This window comes from Pedobacter sp. (assembly GCF_039594775.1).
In the GTDB taxonomy this organism is placed as follows: domain Bacteria; phylum Bacteroidota; class Bacteroidia; order Sphingobacteriales; family Sphingobacteriaceae; genus Pedobacter.
In genome coordinates this window covers 1-23,237 of the sequence record NZ_JBCNMT010000004.1, presented here as the reverse complement: position 1 = coordinate 23,237, position 23,237 = coordinate 1, and the positions used below count along the sequence as shown (strand labels likewise).

Annotated in this window: 17 protein-coding genes and 2 tRNA genes; 8 read left to right on the top strand and 11 right to left on the bottom strand. The window is 39.6% G+C overall.

Translation table 11 applies throughout. The features are described 5' to 3' along the window. Nucleotides 1–99: 99 nt before the first annotated feature. Entirely contained in the window at nucleotides 100–4,092 is a 3,993-nt protein-coding gene (locus ABDV71_RS11710) for a glycosyl hydrolase (protein WP_343532737.1), read from the top strand. Between the two features lie 244 nt (nucleotides 4,093–4,336). On the opposite strand, the gene ABDV71_RS11705 is transcribed toward ABDV71_RS11710, so the two are convergent. Beyond that, nucleotides 4,337–4,409: transfer RNA gene (locus tag ABDV71_RS11705), tRNA-Phe, on the bottom strand. A 128-nt stretch (nucleotides 4,410–4,537) separates the two neighbouring features. Then, nucleotides 4,538–4,610 (bottom strand) — tRNA-Phe (locus ABDV71_RS11700). Between the two features lie 232 nt (nucleotides 4,611–4,842). On the opposite strand from ABDV71_RS11700, the gene ABDV71_RS11695 reads away from it, so the two are divergent. Both ABDV71_RS11695 and ABDV71_RS11690 read left to right on the top strand, forming a co-directional pair. After that, a complete protein-coding gene (locus ABDV71_RS11695; RefSeq protein WP_343532736.1) occupies nucleotides 4,843–6,138 on the top strand; it encodes a (Fe-S)-binding protein in 1,296 nt (431 codons plus the stop codon). Nucleotides 6,139–6,242: 104 nt separating this feature from the next. Beyond that, a complete protein-coding gene (locus ABDV71_RS11690) occupies nucleotides 6,243–7,031 on the top strand; it encodes a (Fe-S)-binding protein (protein ID WP_113648870.1) in 789 nt (262 codons plus the stop codon). 97 nt (nucleotides 7,032–7,128) lie between these two features. On the opposite strand, the gene ABDV71_RS11685 is transcribed toward ABDV71_RS11690, so the two are convergent. Next, on the bottom strand, nucleotides 7,129–7,611 hold the full coding sequence (locus ABDV71_RS11685) for a hypothetical protein (RefSeq protein WP_343532733.1): 483 nt from the start codon (nucleotides 7,609–7,611) through the stop codon (nucleotides 7,129–7,131). Between the two features lie 51 nt (nucleotides 7,612–7,662). On the opposite strand from ABDV71_RS11685, the gene ABDV71_RS11680 reads away from it, so the two are divergent. Further along, on the top strand, nucleotides 7,663–8,148 hold the full coding sequence (locus tag ABDV71_RS11680; RefSeq protein ID WP_343532731.1) for an ABC transporter ATPase: 486 nt from the start codon (nucleotides 7,663–7,665) through the stop codon (nucleotides 8,146–8,148). A 453-nt stretch (nucleotides 8,149–8,601) separates the two neighbouring features. Further along, the gene (locus ABDV71_RS11675) at nucleotides 8,602–11,037 is read left to right on the top strand and encodes an AsmA family protein (RefSeq protein ID WP_343532729.1); all 2,436 of its coding nucleotides are present in this window, start codon (nucleotides 8,602–8,604) and stop codon (nucleotides 11,035–11,037) included. A gap of 14 nt (nucleotides 11,038–11,051) precedes the next feature. Here ABDV71_RS11675 and ABDV71_RS11670 read toward each other — a convergent pair whose 3' ends face one another. The 5 genes from ABDV71_RS11670 to mtgA all read right to left on the bottom strand — a co-directional run bounded on the left by ABDV71_RS11670 (nucleotide 11,052) and on the right by mtgA (nucleotide 14,423). Then, on the bottom strand, nucleotides 11,052–11,738 hold the full coding sequence (locus tag ABDV71_RS11670; protein WP_343532727.1) for a hypothetical protein: 687 nt from the start codon (nucleotides 11,736–11,738) through the stop codon (nucleotides 11,052–11,054). A gap of 43 nt (nucleotides 11,739–11,781) precedes the next feature. Continuing rightward, a complete protein-coding gene (locus ABDV71_RS11665; RefSeq protein ID WP_343532725.1) occupies nucleotides 11,782–12,126 on the bottom strand; it encodes a hypothetical protein in 345 nt (114 codons plus the stop codon). A 60-nt stretch (nucleotides 12,127–12,186) separates the two neighbouring features. Then, on the bottom strand, nucleotides 12,187–12,495 hold the full coding sequence (locus tag ABDV71_RS11660; RefSeq protein WP_343532724.1) for a hypothetical protein: 309 nt from the start codon (nucleotides 12,493–12,495) through the stop codon (nucleotides 12,187–12,189). A 326-nt stretch (nucleotides 12,496–12,821) separates the two neighbouring features. Next, entirely contained in the window at nucleotides 12,822–13,601 is a 780-nt protein-coding gene (locus ABDV71_RS11655) for a LuxR C-terminal-related transcriptional regulator (protein WP_343532722.1), read from the bottom strand. Nucleotides 13,602–13,697: 96 nt separating this feature from the next. Next, complete coding sequence (mtgA, locus tag ABDV71_RS11650) at nucleotides 13,698–14,423, bottom strand: monofunctional biosynthetic peptidoglycan transglycosylase (RefSeq protein WP_343532720.1); 726 nt, start codon at nucleotides 14,421–14,423, stop codon at nucleotides 13,698–13,700. Nucleotides 14,424–14,634: 211 nt separating this feature from the next. Here mtgA and nth point away from each other — a divergent pair, with 211 nt between their 5' ends. Both nth and recA read left to right on the top strand, forming a co-directional pair. After that, nucleotides 14,635–15,294, top strand: coding sequence for an endonuclease III (gene nth / locus ABDV71_RS11645; RefSeq protein WP_343532718.1), 660 nt, complete (start codon nucleotides 14,635–14,637; stop codon nucleotides 15,292–15,294). A 134-nt stretch (nucleotides 15,295–15,428) separates the two neighbouring features. Next, entirely contained in the window at nucleotides 15,429–16,442 is a 1,014-nt protein-coding gene (gene recA / locus ABDV71_RS11640) for a recombinase RecA (RefSeq protein ID WP_343532716.1), read from the top strand. 279 nt (nucleotides 16,443–16,721) lie between these two features. Here the strand turns inward: recA and ABDV71_RS11635 are convergent, their stop codons facing one another. The 3 genes from ABDV71_RS11635 to tsaD are packed head-to-tail and all read right to left on the bottom strand — an operon-like array spanning nucleotide 16,722 to nucleotide 18,616. Further along, entirely contained in the window at nucleotides 16,722–17,369 is a 648-nt protein-coding gene (locus tag ABDV71_RS11635) for an START domain-containing protein (RefSeq protein WP_343532715.1), read from the bottom strand. Between the two features lie 16 nt (nucleotides 17,370–17,385). After that, on the bottom strand, nucleotides 17,386–17,604 hold the full coding sequence (locus ABDV71_RS11630) for a hypothetical protein (RefSeq protein ID WP_343532713.1): 219 nt from the start codon (nucleotides 17,602–17,604) through the stop codon (nucleotides 17,386–17,388). Between the two features lie 10 nt (nucleotides 17,605–17,614). Continuing rightward, entirely contained in the window at nucleotides 17,615–18,616 is a 1,002-nt protein-coding gene (gene tsaD / locus ABDV71_RS11625) for a tRNA (adenosine(37)-N6)-threonylcarbamoyltransferase complex transferase subunit TsaD (RefSeq protein WP_343532711.1), read from the bottom strand. Nucleotides 18,617–18,694: 78 nt separating this feature from the next. Between tsaD and ABDV71_RS11620 the strand changes: the two genes are divergently transcribed. Then, nucleotides 18,695–23,092, top strand: a complete 4,398-nt coding sequence (locus tag ABDV71_RS11620) for a translocation/assembly module TamB domain-containing protein (RefSeq protein ID WP_343532709.1) — start codon at nucleotides 18,695–18,697, stop codon at nucleotides 23,090–23,092. Nucleotides 23,093–23,237 lie beyond the last annotated feature (145 nt).

Here is a 23,237-nt window from a genome sequence, read left to right as displayed (position 1 = left end):
TTATTAATCAATACGAGCATGCTAAGTTATATTTGAGATTCGTGACAATGTCGATTGAGTAGTAGACTAACCGAAACCATTTTATAAAGTACGATATATATGAAGCGTCGATCTTTTCTGAAGAAAACAGCGGTTGCAGGGCTGGTGACATGGATTACCCCTTCTGCCGTGCTGTCCCAATTACATGTCAATTCGACGATAGCAAAGCCTTCTTTTGCTAATCCGGGAACCGACTATGCTCCCCACACCTGGTGGCACTGGATGAACGGCAATATCTCCAAAGAAGGTATTACCCTAGATTTGGAAGCGATGAGCAATATTGGACTCGGTGGCTTTCAGATGTTTGAAGTTGGTACGGGGATTCCAAAGGGGCCGATTTCCTATCTGAGCGACGAATGGCTGGATCTGATGAAGCATACCATCAAAGAATGCAAACGTCTAGGACTAGAATTCGCCATGCATAATTGCCCGGGCTGGTCTTCGAGCGGAGGTCCCTGGATTACGCCAGATCTCTCCATGCAACAGTTGACCTGGAGCGAAACTACGGTCAAAGGAGGAAAAAGATTCAACGATGTACTGGCGGAACCTCCCAAAATACTGGATTTTTATAAGGACTCGGCCATTATTGCCTTCCCATCGCCTAAAAGTGAAAAGACACCATGGACGGTACAGTTAAAAGAGCTTAGGGTAAACGGAGAAATTATCGATACGGCACAGATTAGTGCCAATGGTTATTTCAATCGGCCGCAATCATTTGGGAAAACAGATTCGCAAGGGGTAATCGATTTCATTTTCCAGGATCCTTACCCATTGGCATCGTTAACGATGCTTTCCTCAGGAAATGGCAAAGTCGTTCTGCAACAAAGCAAAGATGGAGATACATATGAAACCGTACGAGTACTTACCGACGCGAATCCGGGAAATCCCAATTCCTACCCCAGTTACCTGACGGCCAGTTTTACCAAGCAACATGCTTCTCGATACAGATTAACCTTCCAGGGAGTTCTAAAGATATCATCACTTTTACTTTCCGGAACTGCCAGACTTGATAACTGGTTGACAAAAGCTAACTTTCCAGGAAGTAAAGCCATACCAACATCTGCCACGACGGGCTTTTCAGATGAAGACGCTATTGTCGCCTCCTCGATTATCGATTTGAGCGTCCTGCTAAAGGAAGATGGGAAGCTCGACTGGGTTGTTCCCTCTGGGGATTGGACCATTTTAAGAGTCGGACATACACCGGTTGGACGGATTAACAAATCAGCTCCCACTACAGGAACCGGATTGGATTGCGACAAATTTACAAAATCGGCTTTTGATTATCATTGGGACCGAATGTTCAAGTCGATACTGCCTTTAATGCGCTCACTGGAGGACGGAAAGATAGGTCTGTTGATAGATAGCTATGAACTCGGACTGCAGAACTGGTCGGCCAGCTTTCCGCAGGAATTTGAACAACGTAAAACATATAGCCTATTACCTTTCCTACCGGCACTGACTGGGAGGATCATAGATGATGCGGCAACTACCGAACGCTTCTTAAGGGATTTCCGACAGGCACAGGGCGATGTAATGGCAGACAACTATTACGGCCGTTTTACGGAACTTTGCCATGCCAACAACATCGTCTCCTACACAGAACCTTACGAAGGCGGCAACTTCGAAGAAATGAAAATTGGCCGGGCAGTTGACATCAGCATGGGTGAGTTTTGGGCGGGACATACCATGTTATACAACAACAGTGTTTTAGACAGGACGATGAAGGTGGCCGCCTCGATTGCCCACTCCAAGGGACAATCTATCGTGGGCGCCGAGGCTTTTACAGCAGAACCAGGCTCTGGCAAGTGGCAGCAGTACCCTTTTTCGATGAAGAGTTTGGGCGATTTCATGTTTACCAAGGGACTAACCCGTATCATTTTCCATCGCTATGCCCACCAACCACATCCTAACGCCCTGCCTGGAATGACGATGGGGCCATGGGGAATCCACTTTGACAGGACCAACACCTGGTTTGCAAAATCCGGGGAGTGGATACGCTACCTTACCAGATGCCAATACCTGCTCAGAACTGGTCATTTTGTAGCCGATATCGCCTACTACGTGGGCCAGGAAGTTCCAGGTCGCACCATTAATCCCGAACAGACCAAGTGGGCGCCGCCTGCGGGATACGACTATGACCTGATCAACACGGAGTGTATCCTCAAAGAATGCCGCATGGAAAATGGCAGGCTCCACAATGGCCACGGCATCAGCTACCGCGTACTTGTCCTTCCCAGTACTGAAATTTTATCACTCGCCGTACTGGAGAGACTAGCATCATTTGTGGACCAAGGACTTATACTCATTGGCGAAAAACCCCAGCAAAGTTTCGGCATCAAAGATCGCTCTGCCGAAGGGAAGTTTGAACGATTGGCGGATAAGCTCTGTGGAAAAAGCGAAAAACAGCTTAATGGAAAGGTCTTCCAAGAACCAGAGATGAACAGCATTCTGTCCAAACTTGGCTTGGCTCCTGACTTCGAATATACTTCGGATCATGCCGATGCCGCTATCAACTTTATCCACCGAAGCGAGAAGGATCGGGATATCTACTTTGTCGCCAACAGAAGGCGTCGGACCGAAGATATTGTCTGCCATTTCAGGACGTCCCTACAGTCTCCCGAACTTTGGGATCCCTTAACGGGAAAAACGATCAGCTTAACCTTTTTTGAACGAAAAGATGGCACCGTACGGTTACCGTTAAAACTTCAACCTTCTGGTTCGGTATTTATCATATTCACCAAAAAGCCATCTGCAACGGGCTATCTATCTTTAGATTTCAATGGGAAACGAATCTTGGATGTCAGCAAAAGCTGGCCCAAGTCACGCGGTTTATACCCAACAACCCATAGTAATTTTACGGTCACCTGTCTTGTCAAACCCGAGACCGACATTTCCCTTAGGGAAGACGGTTTCTATGGGGACCGCAGAACGGCCAACTACGCGGTATATCCCGCCGCTGGAGAGCTTTACTATGGACAGGGGCACGCCTGTAGCGGATTTACCGTTGGAAGGAATGGCATTGCCCTATTCGAGCGTTCAGGCAGTTTTATCGAAGCTGTGCTTTTCGTGGGAATCCCTATAGCTGGGTGGTCAAGATTAACGATTGTTTACGAGCATAATACTCCTACGGTATACTTGAACAACAAAGCGATTAAAACCGGAAACCGCTCGGAAAAAATCGTCCATCCGTCCATTTGTGAGGCCTATCAGGATGATCTTGCCAGTTATTACAATGGTGAAATCTGCGATATCAAACTGACAGACTACGCCATCAGGCTCGATGCCATCAGCCAGTTGAAATTAACGCTTCCCACTATTGAAATTGATCAAAACTTCATGCATAACAGCGATGGCAATATGCTATGGCTGTGGAAGAATGGCATCTATAGTTTAACAAACCAACTGGGCCAGAAACAAAAATTTCAAGTGTCACAGCTACCTGAAAAGCCCTTGGAACTAAAAGCGAACTGGCTGGTAAAGTTTCCTACAAATTCTGGTGCGCCAGACCATATTAAAATGCCATACCTCCTGCCCTTACAGCAACATGAAGATCCTGGCGTGCGCTACTTTTCCGGCACAGCCGAATACCTCCATGAATTCTCCTTTACTGCACCTGATTATCCACACTTGATTATTTTAGATCTGGGACGAGTTGAAGTTTTAGCTGAGGCTAACTTGAACGGAATATCGTTTCCTGTGGTCTGGACGCAACCGTATTGCCTTGATATCACCAAAGCAATCAAGAATGGTATCAATCGGCTGAGCGTAAAGGTTACCAACCTATGGCCCAACCGACTGATCGGAGATGAACAACTACCAGAAGAGAATGAATATGCAGTGCCGGCAAATGACAGCAAGCTGGCCATCGGAGGGGCCGGTGGGATAAAAAAACTCCCGGAATGGTATACCAAAGGACAAACTAAACCTAGTGGAGGCAGAATCACTTTCAGCACATGGAAACATTATGATGAGCATTCCCCGCTGTTAGAGTCTGGACTACAAGGGCCTGTGAGAATCACAGTAGGATATTTGCAGGAGTTGACAAACAGGTAAGATAATTCACTTTTGAAAGCTTAAAACATCGAACCGCCAAATCGCGTGAAACAAATAAACATATCTAACTGACAAACAGAAATATAAATCAAAAAAATAGAGATAAATCAAACTGAATTTCAGCTACCCAGTATAGTTACCCCAACAAGGCTCGAACCAAAGCAGGCCTCCATTTGCTTTAAACGAAGACTAAAAACAGACTAAAAATAAAAAATGCCCTCCATGATATGATGAAGGACGTTTGTGGTGCCTGCTGGGATCGAACCAGCGACACAAGGATTTTCAGTCCTTTGCTCTACCAACTGAGCTAAGGCACCTCTCGTTTTGGGATTGCAAATGTAACTTCTTTTTTGAAAAGCAAAATGAAAATTAAATTTTACCGACATCGTTCCGATAAAAAGCTTAAAAACAAAAAAGCCCCGCATTGCTGCGGGGCTTTAGGAAGTGGTGCCTGCTGGGATCGAACCAGCGACACAAGGATTTTCAGTCCTTTGCTCTACCAACTGAGCTAAGGCACCTCCGTTTGGGAATGCAAATGTAGTTTCTTTTTTTGAAAGGCAAAATTATTTTGCAAAAAAATATCAATTAATTTTACCTAAACAGCCTTTCTTCTTAAAAACCAACCAATTAATTTACAATTAAAGTTCTACTTAATTCATAACCATTCTAAATTTTAAAAATTATGCATGCATAATAATATGTTTTAAATCGAAATATTTTAACTTCGTTGTACCATTACCCTACTAAACTATGGTTGCACAAATAATATTCGTCTTATTGGTTGTTGCGGGCTCTGCTCTTTTTGCGTACAACGCTCGCAAGGTTATCAGGAACATTAAACTGGGTAGAGCTGCCAACCGCAGCGACAAACCTCAGGAACGCTTAATGACCATGCTGAAAGTAGCTTTTGGCCAAACCAAAATGGCCGTAAGACCCATACCCTTTCTTTTACATTTGGTGGTTTACTTAGGCTTTGTGATCATCAACATTGAAGTTTTAGAGATTGTGACTGATGGCGTATTTGGCACCCATCGCGTATTTGCTGGTATAGGTGGCCTTTATAATTTTCTCATTGGAAGTTTTGAGCTTTTGGCTGCTGGAGTTTGGTTAGCCTGTGCTATTTTTCTCATTAGAAGAAATGTGGTAAAGCTAAAACGCTTTTCGGGAGTGGAAATGAAAAGCTGGCCAAAATCGGATGCCAATTATATTTTAATTACCGAGATTTTATTGATGTCCGCCTTTTTACTGATGAATGCTGCCGATGCCAAATTACAGGCTTTGGGTGCAGCTCATTACCAACAGGCGGGTACTTTTCCTGTGAGTACGTTATTGCAAGGTATACTTCCGGATAACATTAACACTTTAATTTTTATTGAGCGTTTTTGTTGGTGGTTTCATATTGTAGGTATTTTCGGTTTTTTAAACTACCTACCTTATTCAAAGCACTTTCATATTATGTTGGCCTTCCCTAACACCTATTTTTCAAATTTGAATCCAAAAGGGGAATTTACCAATATGGACAGTGTAACCAACGAGGTTAAGGCCATGCTTGATCCTTCGTTTGTACCTGCCGAAACTGCTCCAGGGAAATTTGGCGCCAAAGACATTCAGGACCTTACTTGGGTGAATTTATTGAATGCTTATACTTGTACGGAGTGCGGCAGATGTACCTCGGTATGTCCTGCAAATATTACTGGTAAACTGCTTTCGCCACGTAAAATCATGATGGATACTCGCGACCGCATGGAAGAAGTGGGTAAAAATATTGACAAACATGGCGCAGATCATCAGGATGGCAAATCATTGTTGGATGACTACATTACAAGGGAAGAAATTTGGGCCTGCACTAGCTGTAATGCTTGTACGGAGGCCTGCCCTGTAAATATTGACCCATTAGGCATTATTGTGGAACTGAGAAGATATGCGGTAATGGAAGAGTCGGTAGCTCCAGCTAGTATTAATGCAATGTTGGGCAACGTGGAAAACAATGGTGCTCCGTGGAAATACTCGCCTGCCGATAGATTTAATTGGACCGAAGGAAATTAAGGAGTAAGGATAAAAGACAAGATTAAAGACAAAGACTAAGTATAGTAAACGGTAAAGTCGACGGTTGTTTAAATACTAATTACTAACTACGAAATACTAAAAAAATGGAATTCAAAGTACCAACCATGGCCGAATTAATGGCCGCAGGTGAAGAGCCAGAAATATTGTTTTGGGTAGGTTGTGCCGGAAGTTACGACGAAAGGGCTCAGAAAATTACCCGCGATATCTGTAAAATCCTACATCATGTTGGACTTAAGTATGCGGTTTTGGGCACTGAGGAAAGCTGTACTGGTGATCCCGCCAAAAGGGCCGGGAACGAGTTTTTGTTCCAAATGCAAGCCATGACGAATATTGAGGTACTTAATGCCTACAACATCAAAAAAATTGTAACAGGCTGCCCTCATTGTTTCAATACAATTAAAAACGAATATCCTGGATTGGGCGGTACTTACGAAGTAATCCACCACTCGCAGTTGATACAAGACCTTATCAACGAAGGTAAACTAAAGGCCGAAGGTGGCGAAAGCTTTAAAGGAAAGAAAATCACCTATCATGACCCTTGTTATTTGGGACGGGGGAATGGTGTTTACGAAGCCCCACGAAAAGCGTTAGAAGTTTTGGATGCTCAATTGGTTGAGATGAAACGCTGCAAGGCGAATGGCCTTTGTTGTGGTGCCGGGGGAGCGCAAATGTTTAAGGAGCCTGAAAAGGGAAATAAAGACGTGAACATTGAGCGTATCGAGGAGGCTTTGGCTACCGAACCTCAGTTTATTGCTGCTGGTTGTCCGTTTTGTATGACCATGCTAAATGACGGTGTAAAACTGAAAGATAAAGAACAAGAAGTTAAAGTATTGGATATTGCCGAGATTACCGCTAGGGCTAACGGCTTGTAAGTTAAATTAGACTTAAGAAACTTCGTAAGCCTGAAAATATTAAAGCATTACTATTACCAATCAAGTTGGTAATGACCCAAGCTACAACGATCCAAGGTTAATTATTAGCTGCCAAACCTGTTTGGGATAACTGCCTAAATTTACTGGCCAGTTCGTTCAGCTGCTCTTCGTCAATATTTTTTACAGGTATGACCAGATAGGTAGACATGGAGTCGATGGCCCCTTGCCTATCATTACGTGTCTGTACAATCACATCGTCATTTTTGGTCCGCAGCCAAAGCTCGCCGCTGTTGGTATTGCCATAGTAGTCCATAGATTTGAACCTAGATAGGTTAAAGGCAAAAAACTCTTCCTTTCCGCTTACATAAACCTTCCTATATCTGCAAAAACCAGTGTTAGTAATGTTCAATTCGTAACGTTTTAGGGCTTCGGTTTGCCCATCTTTGTTATAGTATTTATTCAACCATTGATGGATAAACGCACGATTATCCTCCGCTGCGGAAAATGCAGAGAACAACAAAAAAGCTAGGCCAAACAAAAAGAAAACGAACTTTTTTAAGTCGAATGTAAACTTTTGCATGAGAGTTCCGTTTTAAAGTAGGTAAGTTAATTATTTTGATATTTTTGAGTTATGATTTTTTCTCCACAATCTAAAGTTTGGATCTACCAAAGCAATCGAAGATTTACCGACCAGGAAGCGACGGAAATACAGGATATCTTGAACAACTTCGTTGACCAATGGACCGCTCATGGCCATCAGTTGAAAGCAAAGGCCGAACTGTATCACAACTATTTTATTGTGCTTGTGGTAGATCAGGAAGTTGCTAATGCCACTGGCTGCTCAATTGACGCTTCTGTAAGAATCATCAAGGAAATTGAAAGCAAATTTGGACTGGATCTTTTTGATCGTTTTAATATGGCCTACAAAATTGATGACAATGTTCATGTGGTAACCAAGGAAGATTTCGAGACGTTGATCAGCATAAAAAAAATAGGCTTAGATACCATTGTATTTAACAATTTGGTACAGACTTTAGATGATTTTGAGCAGAAATGGGAAGTTCCTTTGCAAAACAGTTGGCATAAAAATATTTTCGCTGAACAGTTAGGTAGTTAGTTTGGTACTAATAGTTGGTGGCAAGGGATTAGCTATCACTGCCAAAATTCTACAGCATTGCCTTTTAAACCCGATTGAAGAGAAATCCTTTTTGCTATTTACTTTTATTATCCAGAGCGCAGCGATATTACATAAAGAGATAGATTCCTTGTTCCTCGGAATGATAGCACAAAAGCAGGAGCAAAAAGATTGAAACGTAAAGCGGGACTTCACTTACCTAGCTGCACCAATATTGCTTTTCTAATTATTTTCAACTCGTTATAATATTCTTACTTTGTTGATTTCCAATTCTCTACTGCGCTCGAAATGACGAAGAATGAGTGACCTGTGCTACTTGTTCACTAAACACTAACCGTTAGCCACTAGTTATCAGTCACTAACCTCTAGTCCATGGTTACCGAGTCAAAAAAACAACTGCCATAAATATTTGTTATCTTGTAACAAATACTATTTATGAAGCGTTGGCTAAAAATATCCCTAAAAGTAATAGGCGGATTGTTACTCCTGCTGGTTTTGATTTGGGTAGGTGCTGCCTACTATATCAATAAAAATAACAAAGCTATTTTAGCTAAAATACTTGACCAAGTTAACACCAAGGTGAATGGTAAGGTTAGGGTTTCGCATATGGAAACTACCTTACTGAAAGGGTTCCCGGGTGTTTCTGTTTCACTCAAAAATGTTTCGCTGCAGGATAGTCTTTGGCATGTGCACAAGCACGATCTTTTGAAGGCAAAGGATATTGATGTAACGCTTAATGCCTTGTCGTTACTTGTGGGTACGATCAATATCCGAAAGGTGGCCATTAACAATGCGAGCATGTATCTCTATACTGATTCGAACGGCTATAGTAATACGAGCATGTTTCGTACCAAAGACCAGAAAAAAGCAGCCGAAAGTGAAGGAAGTTCCAATGCGCTACAAATAAGGATCATTGATCTTAATAAAGTTGACCTGGTGATCGATAATCAAAAGCGTTTTAAGCTTTTTAGCTTTTTTGTGGATGAACTGAAGGGTAAGATCAAATATCCGGCAAACCGCTGGGATGGCGACTTTAAGCTAAAAACCCAAGTGAGAAGCTTTGCTTTTAATACCAGAAAGGGAAGCTTTTTAAAAGACAAAAGTCTTTCGGGGAATATGCGTGCCCATTATGATGATCAGGGCGAAGTAATCATTATCGATCAGAAACCGCTCAAAATTGGCGATGATATTTTCCATATTGGGGCCAATATTAATATTGCAGAAAATAAATCTGCATTTTCTATTGCCATTAAGGCCGATCATATTTTGTATCCTAACATTGCTGGGCTATTGGCTCCCAATATTTCTTCGAAACTTTTAAAGTTTGGGATAGAAAAACCGATAGATGTTACGGGCAGTATTATTGATGATGGCGACAAGTCGCACAAGGACCCGTTGATCAATGCGAAAATGACGGTAAAGGACAATAAGGTTTCTATTCCTTCAGGCGATTTGACGGATTGCTCTTTTATTGGCTTTTTCTCTAACCGGGACACGGCCAGCAGACCCATTGGCGATCCGAATTCAATCATCCGGTTTTATGGTTTGAAGGCCAATTACTACAATGCTCCTATTAGGGTAGATACCTTTACGGTTTCCAATCTGGAAAAGCCTTTGGCCCAGGGTTTGGTTACTTCTTCTTTTGAACTGGCAAAGCTCAATAACTCTTTTGAAGAGGAAAGTTTTAAGTTTGAAAAAGGTACGGCTGACCTGCGATTGTTCTGCCAAGCGGATATTGACAATTTCTTGTTCACCAAACCGGTAATTCATGGCAAGGTTATGATTAAAAATGCAGACATTTCTTATTTGCCACGTAACTTAAAACTTGTGAATAGTTCGTTAGACCTTAATTTTAACCAAAAGGACCTTAACATTACCAATAGCAGGTTTCAGTTGGGCCGTAGTATTCTGAACATGAACTGTTCTATTGAAAATTTCCTGAATTTCTATTATACTGACCCTGAAAAGATAGAGGTTAACGTTAATTTAAGCAGCCTACACCTATACCTTAGCGAGTTTTTACCGCTTTTAGGTCCCCGCAAGGCAAAAAGGAAAAAGGCTTCGACCAAAAATGCGATTAAGGAGGCTTCGGAACAGTTAAGTACGGCGCTTGAGATGTCAAAAATGCACCTCAAATTGAAAGTGGACCGTGCTGTTTACCAAAAGTTTGTGGCCCATAGGGTAAATGCTGATATTTCTTTAATTGGGAATGGAGTTTATTTTAATAAAATTGGGGTACAGCATGCGGGCGGGCAGGTTAACGTGAGCGGAAAAATAGAGCAAATGGGTGCGGTAAACAGTATGAGGTTTAATGCCAATATTGCCAAGGTTAGCGTGAAGGAGTTCTTTTATGCGTTTGATAATTTTGGGCAGCAATCGGTTACGAATAAAAATTTAAAGGGCTTTCTTTCGGCCAATGTGAATGCTTCGGGCAATGTAACCTCTAAGGGAAACATGGTTCCTAAGTCGATGTTTGGCAAGGTTAATTTTACCTTGGACAAGGCTGCTTTGGTAGGATTTGAGCCTTTGGAAAAGGTTGGCAAGTTTATTTTTAGGAGTCGCAATTTATCTAATGTACAACTAGAAAAGCTAAATGGTACGCTTACGCTACGTGGCGACAAGGTAGATATTAGCCCAATGAAAATCAACTCAACAGCTCTCAATTTTGATGTAAAGGGGGTATATGGGTTTAACAGTGGGACTAACATTGCATTAGACATCCCACTGAGAGACCCCAAGAAAAGTGCCGACATTGTGGATAAGGAGGAGCGTGAACTGGCCCGTATGAAGGGTATTGTATTACATCTTAAAGCCGTAGACGAGAATGGTGAAATTAAGATCAGGTGGAATAAGAAGAAGGATAGGGAGTAAAAGTCAGCATCGATTTAATTTTTCTTTTTAAGTAGGATTCCAATTGCTTTGCCTAAATTTTTATAGGTTTCCTGCTCCTTTTTTTTCTTTTCGGCCTTAGCTTCGGCTATTTCGTCTAACCTATCTTGTTCAGCCTGTTCCTTTTCTTCCTTTTCTTGCTGTAAAACTGTAGCCGTCTTTGCATTTATCAACGTACCATAATACTCTTTCCCAGCGGTTCCCAAGTCTCTGTACAAATAGAGTTCCCCACTGGCGTTGCCACTTAATAATTGCGCCAAAGTTAACTTTGAATAAACCGAGCCTACACCAGTGTAGTTATAGGTATTTATTTTATCATGATCATCTTTGTCTGAATAGCTAAGTACACGTGTGATGCGAACATTTTTATTTAACGGATATGCAGTGCCCGTTATATCTGTTAAAAAGGTGTATGTGGTTGTTTCTTCACTTGTATAGTATTTATCTTGTTTCTCATTCCAAGAAAAATAACTGTAATTATATTGAACGGCATTAGCCGAAACCTTAATAGAATAGCTTGACCTCCCCGTTTTTGTTTCCTCCCATTTAGACCAACCGCTCCACGCATTCATTGTATTATCCCAAGTATTTTTACACTGCTTATTAATAAAATAAGTGAGTATTTGTGCATTTGCACTAAACCAAAACAAGCCGAATGCAAAAAATAATATTACTTTTTTCATGGTGCTTAATGTTTTAAAATTGAATCAATTGCCCCCTGAGAAATTATTTGTTGCAACTTGACACATCGTATTTAATACTCGATGTTGCTTTCTCATAAACTTTCTTTTTGTAGGAAATTTCGGTTTGTAAAGCTCTTTGTGCATCGGCTTCCGTAGTATAATCACAAAGAACAGACACTTCCACAGTTCTACGTTGTCCATCTTTAATACCTTGGGTTCTATAATAGGCTATATCTTGGTGTGTTGCACCCAAAGTACCAGCAAAATCTACTTCAACAGTTACACTGGCCGTACCACCATACTTTTTATCTGCATGGTTTGCCACAAAACTCATAAGACCAATAGCAATGGTTACTATAACCATTAAACTTACTACTTGCTTTTTCATATCTGATTTTTTTTTTCTACCTACTCTGTTCAATATCCGATTTTCGGCGACACTCGTTATTTAATCTCTCACCACTCTGGGCACAATGCTCCAGCTCACTTTAGGCAAAGTTTTCGAACTAGCTTTCATATATATCATATGGCTATTTTTATCCATAAATTCTGGCTCAATTATCTTCCACTTTTCATAATTGGGATATGACCCGAACAATATCTGTCCTTGAAAACTACATTGGTTATAATTACTTTCCCAAGGAGAAAAACCATTACTCACATCAACTAAGCTTCCTCCTACATTTATTCTATCACTTCCTTTATTCTCTATAAAAATGGTTACCTTATATTTTACGCCACATTCTCCCGATCCCATATATATAATACTGTAGTATATTCTTAATCCGTTTGAATTATAGATACTCTCGTTTTCCAACTCAGTCCCAACACTCTGGGCATTGCATACATTAATAAGACATGCGGTCAAACAGCAAACAAACAAACTAACTTTCAGCATTTTATTTATCATGACCAGCTATTTGAAAATAGAAAACCAATTATTAAATCACACTAATTCCGTGTCACCAAATAGTGTTGTTTATCAATAATCATTTCGATTTCATGGTAACAACCATACTTGGCTATTACAAAGCTAAATACCATATGTAAGCGAAAAAATAACTAGTAATAGCTATTTTATGATTAGATCCAGCCTTCTTTAATGGCTTTACGAACAAGATCTAGAGGGGTTTTCACATTGGCTTTGGAAAGGATATTTTTTCGATGAGCATTAACTGTATGAAGGCTAATAAATAATTCTTCTGCTAATATTTTGCTAGATTTTCCTTCAATTATTCCTTTTAAGATATCTCTTTCGCGTTTAGTAAAAATATCGTAAGACTTTGTAAAACTTGGGGTGTTTTGGATATTGTAATAAGATGGTTCACCGTCGAGACCAATGATTGAAAAGCAAGGCTCACCCTCTAGTTTTATGTGTGAAATATCAGTCTCGAAACATAGGGTACGATAATAATTATGCTCATCATAATCTATCTGTACAGCTTGATGTAACATCCTTCTGTAAGTACCACAGCTAGCCTTCATCCTCAAATCGTATTGCACTTTGTAAAAGGGAATCTTTTCAAAAGGTAGAGACTTGAAAAATTCAACTACTTTATACTCAAAATTCAGAAAAAATGACTTATCATCAGGATGTATCTTATCCATCATAAATTCTACAGACATCTCTTCTGGTTCATAACCCAAAACTTGCTTAACGCCACTGCTAATAAAATCAGCGTTACCTGTGTACATATTAAAAATCAAGTAATAGTACGCCCCAGCCTGAAACACGTTAAGGAGACGCTGGTGCATTTCTATCTGCTGCTGAAGTTTAACAGGGTCGGCTGCAGTTTCTTTATTTACTACTGTTTTCCAAAATTTATGGGCGGTAAGAAAATAATTCGAAGTCGTTCCTTTCATAACAGGTAGCCAAGCGAAATAATAGGGTACTTACTTTCTCCTTAGTGAGAGCGATTTAACTAAACCAATTTAAAAATTTTCTATTTGATTTAGAAATTAAAAATCCAAAGGGCCCAGTCTACGCATATTCCTCATAATGAGGTATTGCCTATGTCTGATGTACTGGGTGGCTTTGTTGGGGTTCCAGCGTAATGGGTTAGGGAAACAAGCGGCGAGTAATGCGGCCTCTGAACGGCTCATTTTTCTACAAGAGTGACCATAATATTTTTGGGAAGCGGCTTCGGCCCCGTAAATACCATCACCCATTTCAATCACGTTCAAATACACTTCCAAAATTCTTTCCTTGCTCCATAATACTTCTATCAACAGGGTAAAATAGGCTTCAAAAACTTTTCTAACGTAAGACCTGCCGGGCCATAAAAATACATTTTTGGCTGTCTGTTGTGAAATGGTACTCCCCCCTTTGATTTTCTTTTTGCCTTTTTTGAGATTGCTTTCATAGGCTTTTTCAATAGCTTTGATATCAAAGCCCATGTGTTTTAAGAAAAGCTGGTCTTCGGCAGAAACTGCGGCACGTTTCATATTATCCGAAATCTCTTCAAATTTCACCCATTCTTTCTTGATTTTCGCAGGCTTTTCATCTGCTTTACGCTCCCAATTACGCTGTACCATTAAAAAGGTAATAGGTGGATTGATAAAACGGTAGGCGACAACCCAAATTACCGAGAAGATGAAGAACCATAGCAGCAACTTACCTACTATGATAGCAATGCGCTTAAACAGCGGCTTCTTTCCTTTTTGCTTTGTTGATTTTCGAGCCATTGCCGTAAAGTTAGGAATTTTAAATATTAAGCGGATATTAGTTGTACAGGTTATACGTTACAGGTTTTTATGTACCATCTCCATTTTGTGGCCTTTGAGAATACTTAAAAAACCTTTGCAGTTAAAGTTTATTAACGCAAAGAAGTAAAGAGTTACACAAAGAACGCGAAGAGTAATCGTAATTCTTGATTCCTAAATCGTAATTTTGTTCATGCTAAAAAAAGAACGTTACCAGCATTTTGTGGAGCATTTTTCGACCAAGCAACCACATGCCGAAACTGAACTTCATTACAACAATCCCTACCAATTATTGGTGGCTGTAATTTTATCGGCACAATGTACCGACAAGCGGATCAATCAAGTAACTCCTGCGCTCTTCCAACGCTTTCCCAATGCGAAAGCACTTGCCGAAACGACACCAGATATTGTGTTTGACTATATTAGAAGTGTAAGTTATCCGAACAATAAAGCCAAACATTTGGTAGGCATGGCCAATATGTTGATTAACGATTTTAACAATGAAGTACCTTCGGATGTTAACCAGTTGCAAAAAATGCCTGGCGTTGGTCGTAAAACGGCCAATGTAATTGCTTCTGTAGTTTACGATGCTCCTGCTATGGCAGTAGATACCCATGTATTTAGGGTAGCCAATCGTTTAGGACTCACGAAGGGCAAAACTCCTTTGGCTGTAGAAAGGGATTTAGTTAAAAATTTACCGGAACATACTATTGCAGTAGCGCACCACTGGTTAATTTTGCATGGCAGATATGTTTGTGTAGCCCGTAATCCTAAATGTGATGTTTGCGAAATCTCCTATTTCTGCCAATATTACGAAAAGCTTCAGAAAGCTAAAAAAGTGAGCAAAACCTGAAAATCAAAAAAATATTTATAAAATTATTTGCATTTAATTAAAACATTTCGATATGTTTGCTAAAATTATTAGTTAAACATAATTAAATATTTGCCGAAACGTATTATTATATTTATTCCCTGAATTTTAAAGACATGAATCCAAACACAGACAAATTAAAAGCGCTACAGCTTACTTTAGATAAACTTGAAAAATCATACGGTAAAGGTTCTATCATGAAACTTGGTGACCAAGCCGTAGAAAGTATGGAGGCTATCTCAACTGGTTCTATCAGCTTAGATATTGCCTTAGGTGTAGGTGGTGTTCCTAAAGGCCGTATTATTGAAATATATGGGCCTGAATCTTCTGGTAAGACTACCTTGGCTACACATATTATTGCCGAAGCTCAGAAAAAAGGAGGTATTGCAGCCATTATTGATGCGGAGCATGCCTTTGATAAATTTTATGCTAAAAAATTAGGAGTAGATACTGACAACCTATTGATTTCGCAACCTGACAATGGTGAGCAGGCACTGGAAATTGCAGATAACCTGATCCGTTCCGGCGCCATTGATGTAATTGTAATTGACTCGGTTGCTGCTTTAGTTCCAAAAGCGGAGATTGAAGGTGAAATGGGCGATAGCAGAATGGGCTTACAAGCTCGTTTAATGAGTCAGGCTTTACGTAAATTAACTGGAACTATTGCAAAAACAGGATGTTGCTGTATCTTCATTAACCAGTTACGTGAAAAAATTGGGGTGATGTTCGGCAATCCTGAGACCACAACAGGTGGTAATGCCTTAAAATTCTACGCTTCTGTACGTTTAGATATTCGCAGAACTTCTCAAATTAAAGATTCCGATGAGGTTTCTGGTAACCGCGTAAAAGTAAAAATCGTTAAAAATAAAGTAGCTCCTCCTTTCCGTTTGGCTGAATTTGACATTATGTTTGGAGAAGGTATTTCTAAAACTGGTGAAATCATTGACCTTGGTGTAGATTTCGGTATTGTGAAAAAAGCTGGTTCTTGGTTCTCTTATGGTGACACCAAATTAGGGCAAGGTAGAGATGCCGTAAAACAGTTGTTATTGGACAACCCTGAATTGGCTGACGAAATAGAGGCTCGTATTAGAGAAGAAGTAACCGGAGAACAATTGGAAGAGAACAACTAGGAGTTAGTTAAAACATAAACAAAAGGCCATCATTTTAAATAATGGTGGCCTTTTTTATTGGAAGATACTGGCGCTTATTACGAGTTTTTCGGAGCAATCTAAAGTATCGTACCATTAAAGGCTGGTGCCCTGTTCCATCAGAGGAATTAGCTAAGCAAATTATTATTGGCCGAACAGACAACGGTCGATTTTCGTAAAACGATGAGGGCTTGAGTAGGCTTAAGAACTTAAACCATATTTGAACGTTTTCCAACTATCACAACAATCTATTTCAACCGTCTAATCGTTATCAATAAAGCTCAAATTAGCATTTACATATTGAGGCTTTTGAATTTGAGTTTTCATTTTCTTAAAGGTTTCTGTTGGGCCGCTGGTGGCAAAAAGATTCACCAACCAAACAGGAATAGTTCCTCCAGGATCTACTTCTAAGGTATAATCTATCTGTATTGAATTATTTTTTGTTGGCGTTAAAATCCACTTACCATTGGAATGATTTACCCGCACTATATTTTTCTTTACGGGAAGGTAAGTAGCTTCGGTAGGACCATTAATGGTCACTACTTTTGTTCGAGGGTCTTGGCTTACGATTAAATGAGCAATAAAATCACGATTGCTCAACGGCCAAGGTATATCAACTTCTGAATAGTAGTACAGCTCTGAAGGGGAAACTTTTCTAAGCAAAACACTTGATTTAGTACCGTAAACCCACTCTTCTCCCGCATCTACATCCATAATTAAGGCAACCATTTGCGAAAGCTTGGCTGGCAAGCTGCATTTTACCCTTATGCCTTTTAAGCCAGAAGAGGACACTGTTTTGGTATAAATACTGATACCGTCTTTAGCTCTTTTTAATGTCCAATCGGTCTGAGCATTTACCGAGTGATAAAAAAGCGAAAGTAAGAAAGGAAATAACAGTCCTTTATACATTTGCTATACGTTATAGCTATTTAAAACTTGAAGGTTTTGGTGCTGCCTGTAAACCTTTTTCTTTTACGAATGAAGAATCAAGCCTAACAATGGTATATGCAGCAACAATTGCTCCTACCAACAACAACACCAATCCTAAATAATTTTTCTTCTTGTCTTGTTTAATGGTCCAAATTAAAAAGATAATAAGAGGTATTGCCAATAAACCAAAAAAGATAAAACTTTCTGTCTGCATAATTCTAAAATTAAAAATTCATTCTGGCCATTGGTGCTACTTCCTGACCAACAAAATCATTCTGTAAAAACTTATGATAACCTGCAATAGCAATCATAGCAGCATTATCTGTACAATATTCAAATTTAGGGATAAACACCTCCCAACCTAAACTGCCCTGTAAGCTCATTAGCGTATCTCTTAAACCAGAGTTTGCCGAAACTCCGCCTGCAATTGCAATTTGATTACAATGATACTGTTTAGCTGCCTTTTTGAGCTTATTAAGTAGTATATTGACAATACTGTGTTGTACGGATGCGCATATATCGGCCAGGTGCTCCTCCACAAAATTGGGATTTACCTTTTGGTTATCTCTGATAAAATAGAGAATTGCAGTTTTAAAACCACTGAAACTATAGTTTAAGCCCTGAATTTGTGGTTCGGGGAATTGATAGGCTTTAGGGTTACCTTGTTTGGCATATTTATCAATTAATGGTCCTCCCGGATAAGGAAGGTTCAAAATCTTAGCAGTTTTATCGAAGGCTTCTCCCGCCGCATCATCCAAAGTCTCCCCTACTATTTCCATGTCAAAATAATCCTTTACCAATACGATTTGAGTGTGACCGCCTGAGACCGTCAAACACAAAAAGGGGAATTTTGGCATCGGTTCATCTATGAAATGGGCCAAAATATGGGCCTGCATATGATTTACCGAAATTAGCGGAAGATCTAGGGCCAAAGCAAAGGATTTAGCGAAAGAAACACCCACCAACAGTGAACCCAACAATCCTGGCCCCTGTGTAAAAGCTACTCCATCAAGTTGTTTCTTTTCTATTTTGGCAATAGCCAAAGCCTGCTGTACGGCAGGTACAATATTTTGTTGATGTACCCTGGAAGCCAACTCAGGAATTACACCTCCATAATTTTCATGAATTGTTTGGTTTGCAATAACATTGGCAGTAATTTTGCCATTATCACAAATGGCAACCGAAGTTTCGTCGCAGGATGACTCTATAGCTAGGATGACAGGCACTGATAAGATATTTTAAGCTACAAAATTATCAAAAAACTATTAAAAATACTTCTTTGGATTATCGCTTCGATCATTATTTTGATTGCGGGCGTTCTTTTTTCTCTACAGTTTAAGCCTGTACAAACCTATGTAGCTAAAAAAGCAGCCGATTATCTTTCTAAAGAATTAAAAACTACGGTGAGTATTGGCGGTCTTTATGTGAGACCTTTTAAGTCGGTTGTACTGGAGGATTTACTGGTTCTAGACCTACAAAAAGACACTTTGGCCAATTTCCCCAAATTTTTGGTGGACATTGATCGATTTTCGCTCAAGCAAAGGATTTTGGACATCAATACCGTGCAAATCAACAATGGCACCTTCTTTTTAAAGGACCATAAGGATGGTAGCTCTAACCTCGATTTTATTATTGATTATTTTGATAGTCCTGCTCCTAAAAAGCCTTCTAAGAAAAAGAAATTCGAAATCCTTTTTAGTCGTATCATCATTAACAACCTCCATTTCAAATACAAAAACCTCAAGCGCAATGAAATAGAGGAAGGCATCAACTTCGATGATATTGACGTGAGGGAAATGAACGGCATCTTTGAGGGGCTGAATACCAAAGACCACATTCTTCAGGCAAATATTAAAAACCTAACCTTAAAAGAAAAAAGTGGCTTCTACCTTAAAAATTTAAGTGCTTTTACTACGGTTGACAGCAATGCTATTGAACTCAAGGACCTGATGTTGGTAACGAGTAAAACGCGTCTTACCGATTATTATCAGATGAAATTCAAAAGCTTTAAAGATTTTAAGGACTATGAAAATAAGGTGAGAATGAAGGCCAACTTCAAAAACAGCCATATTTCATCTAGCGATGTTGCCTACTTTGCTCCAGCGCTCAAGAAAATGAAACTGGATGTTGAAGTAGATGGTCAAATTACCGGGCTGGTAAATAATCTGCGAGCAAAAAAACTTTCCGTAAAGGCTGGACGGGCCACCTATGTTAAGGGAGATTTCAGTTTACAAGGTCTTCCAAACTGGGATGAAACCTTTTTGGATATGAAAATCGAACTGGCGGGCACCAATAAAAAGGACCTAGATGAAATATTGACAGACCTTACCGGTAAACGCGTAAAATCTATCCCTGAAATCGTGAACAAGTTTGGCAACATTAACTTTAATGGACACTTTACGGGTTTCCAAAATGATTTTGTGGCTTATGGGGAGTTTAAAACCAAATTAGGACGCTTACAATCGGATGTAAACATGAAAATTGACAAGAAGGGTATTCCTTCTTATACGGGAAATGTAAAAACCTACGATTTTCACATTGGAGATTTGATTGGCGAGAAACTTTTGGGTAGAATTACGTCGGAGCTTTACATTAAAGGTCGTGGTACCGAGATAAAAGAACTGAACGAGGAACTGAAGGGCCAGATCAGCTATCTTGACTTTAAAGGCTACAGGTACAGAAACATCAATATCAATGGTACCTTCCAAAAGAAGTTTTTTGACGGCAACCTGAAAATCAACGATAAAAATGTTCAGTTAGATTTTGATGGCGGGGTAAATCTAAATCCTACATTACCTGTTTTCAACTTTAAGGCAAATATTAGAAATGCCAAACTAAAAACCTTAAAACTTTATAAGGACTCGCTAAAAGTAGACGCCATTTTTAGCACCAATTTTTCGGGAACCAACCTCGACAATATTCAAGGCCGATTGCTATTACAGGAAATCACACTTAACAACCTGAGAGGAATATATAAGGTAGATTCGGTATTTCTTAGTGCCAGAGGGATTGGCATGGACAGGAGCTTGAACATCTCTTCTGATATTTTGGAAGCCGGAATAAAAGGCCAATACGATTTGGCGACTATTGTTTCTTACTTTAAAACGATTGGAAAAACCTACATCCCTTCACTTAAAACACAAATTTTCAACTATAAAGCACAAGTTTTCGATTTTAGATTGAAAATCAAAGATTTTGAACCTATTGCAGAACTGGTTTCCCCAGGTTTAGAGATTGACCAGGAATCGCTATTGGTAGGTTCTTTTGATTCGAAGAACAATAAAGCCACATTAAGTGGAATTGTCCGACGGCTGAAATACAAAGGGGTTGTGGCCAATAACATTATTATTGATCAAAATACTTCGCCCCAACAGCTTACAGCGATTATTTCTTCTGACAGGATTGACCTTAATGATAGCCTTTATATTAAAAATATTAACATTTCGAATATCCTAAAGAATGATAGCCTTTCTCTGAACGTTAAGCTTTCTAATGCTGACGATGCCAATCAACTTGACCTCAACGGCTTAATTGAGTTTTCGCCCGATACCGCCAACATTAGTATTTTGCCTTCCAACCTTAAAATCAATAGAGAGGATTGGAACATAGAGGATAAGGTACAGATAGGCTTTAATGGTGGAAAAACGAAAATAGAGAACTTCTCATTGAACAATGGCAAGCAGGATTTAAAAATTGATGGTATAATTTCAAACGATCCAACCGATGCACTTTTTGTAGTGTTGGAAAATTTTAATCTTAAAACTATTAATCCCTTTGTTAAGGGAATGGGCATTAACTTTGCAGGTATTGCCAATGGGAAAACCAAAGTACGCAGTGTACTGAAATCGCCTCAAATCACCGACAGTTTGCATATTGATTCTTTAAGCTTCAACAATACTTATATCGGTAGTTTAACGGACACTTCTTCGTTCAATAGTACTTCTAAGTTGGTAAACGTGTATACAAAAATCAATGCTGCCGACAGAGAAACTTTCAACATCACGGGCAAGCTTGATATTGAACAGATGCAAATTGACCTCAAAGTAAAACTTGATGAAAGTGAGCTAGCTATCCTCACTCCTTTTGTAAACAAACTGGTATCTAACTTAAAAGGTAAAGTATCTGCCGATTTAACCGTTAAAGGGTCTTTTGACCAGCCTCTAATTAACGGAGATATTGAATTGGATAAGGCACAACTTACGGTAAACTATCTTAAAACTACCTATATTATTGATGACCGGGTTAGTGTTGAGAATAGTACCATAGGCCTAAAAGAACTCGTTCTGAAAGATCTTGAAGGACATACGGGAACGGCCAACGGCACGGTTGACCTTAAAAATATTGATAACCCGAACATACAAGTAGAGTTAGAGGCCAATGGCTTAATGGCGCTAAATACCACTTCAAAAGACAATGCCATTTATTTTGGTAAGGCCTACGGCACCGGAAAGTTCTCATTTAGGGGCCCTACTAATGATATGTTTATTGACATTAATGCAAAAACTGAAAAGGGAACCGTATTTAATCTTCCACTGAACAGCTCTGAAACGATTACCGACAAGGATTTCATCACTTTTGTAAGTAAAGATACCACCAAGGTCATTAAAAAGCTTAGCGGCTTTGAAGGGCTTAGCATGAGTTTTAAGTTATCGGTTGATCCTAGTACTACTGTTAACATTTATACCATATTAGGCAAACTTAGCGGTACCGGAAATGCTGACTTAGAGCTAAACATTACCAAGGTAGGCGATTTTGAGATGAAGGGAGACTATATTATCGAAAGTGGTGTTTTTGACTTTACTGCTAGAGAGGTAATTAATAAACGATTTGATATTAGACAGGGAGGAACCATTAGATGGACGGGAAATCCTGTAAATGCTCAAATCAATCTAAAGGCCATTTATACGCTTAGAGCTGCACTTGGGGACTTATATCGCGCCGCAAACCGTGATGGTAGTAGCAACGCTACGCAAACGGCACAAACGGAGGTAGAAATGGGCCTAACAGGACTGCTGATGAAACCAGACATCAAACTGGATATCTTTTTCCCAGCTAATCCTGCAATCAAGGAAGAGCTACAATCGTACTTTAATGACGGAAACAATCTTAATACGCAATCGCTTAGTTTAATTATACAGCGCAGATTTGCCCCTGGAACTGGCTCTACAAATCTAAGTCAGCAACTTGGATCTGTTGGAACCGGTACCGCAACAGACTTGATTTTCAACCAATTGAATAATGTACTATCAAGTTTAAACCTTAACTTCGTAGATATTAACATCCGCTCGTTCAACGAAGCAAGTGCTTCTTTCAAATTCTTTAACGACAGGATTATTGTAAATGCGGGCATTACCGATATCAGTAAAAGTTCTATTGATAATTCCATTGGATTTAGAAACGAAGTAGGCCGTGAGGTGGAGATTTTAGGACTGATCAAGAAAGATGGCAGCTTAGTGGGTAAAATAGCGAACAAACCTCCTACCATACAGAGTATTTTTGCAAACCCTGGCATTAACCCTTATCAAAACATTACTTCTATTGGATTGATTTATAATCAGCAGTTTGACACCTTCACCGAATTGCTTCAAAAAATATCGGGCAAGTATCGTCGTGAAAAAAAGAAAAAGGAGGCAGAGAAGGAGAAGCAGCGTTTAGATAAAGAGGCGGTATTGAGGGAGAATAAGAAGGTACAGAAGAAATAGTTTTGATAACCACATGCTTTAATTCCTTAGTTATTTAATTTTTTTTACCACCTTAGACATCTAAGAGCATTTTAGTTTTTTATTACCCACGCTAATTTTTTTTACCACCTTATACATTTGAGAATATTTTGGCTTTTGAACCATT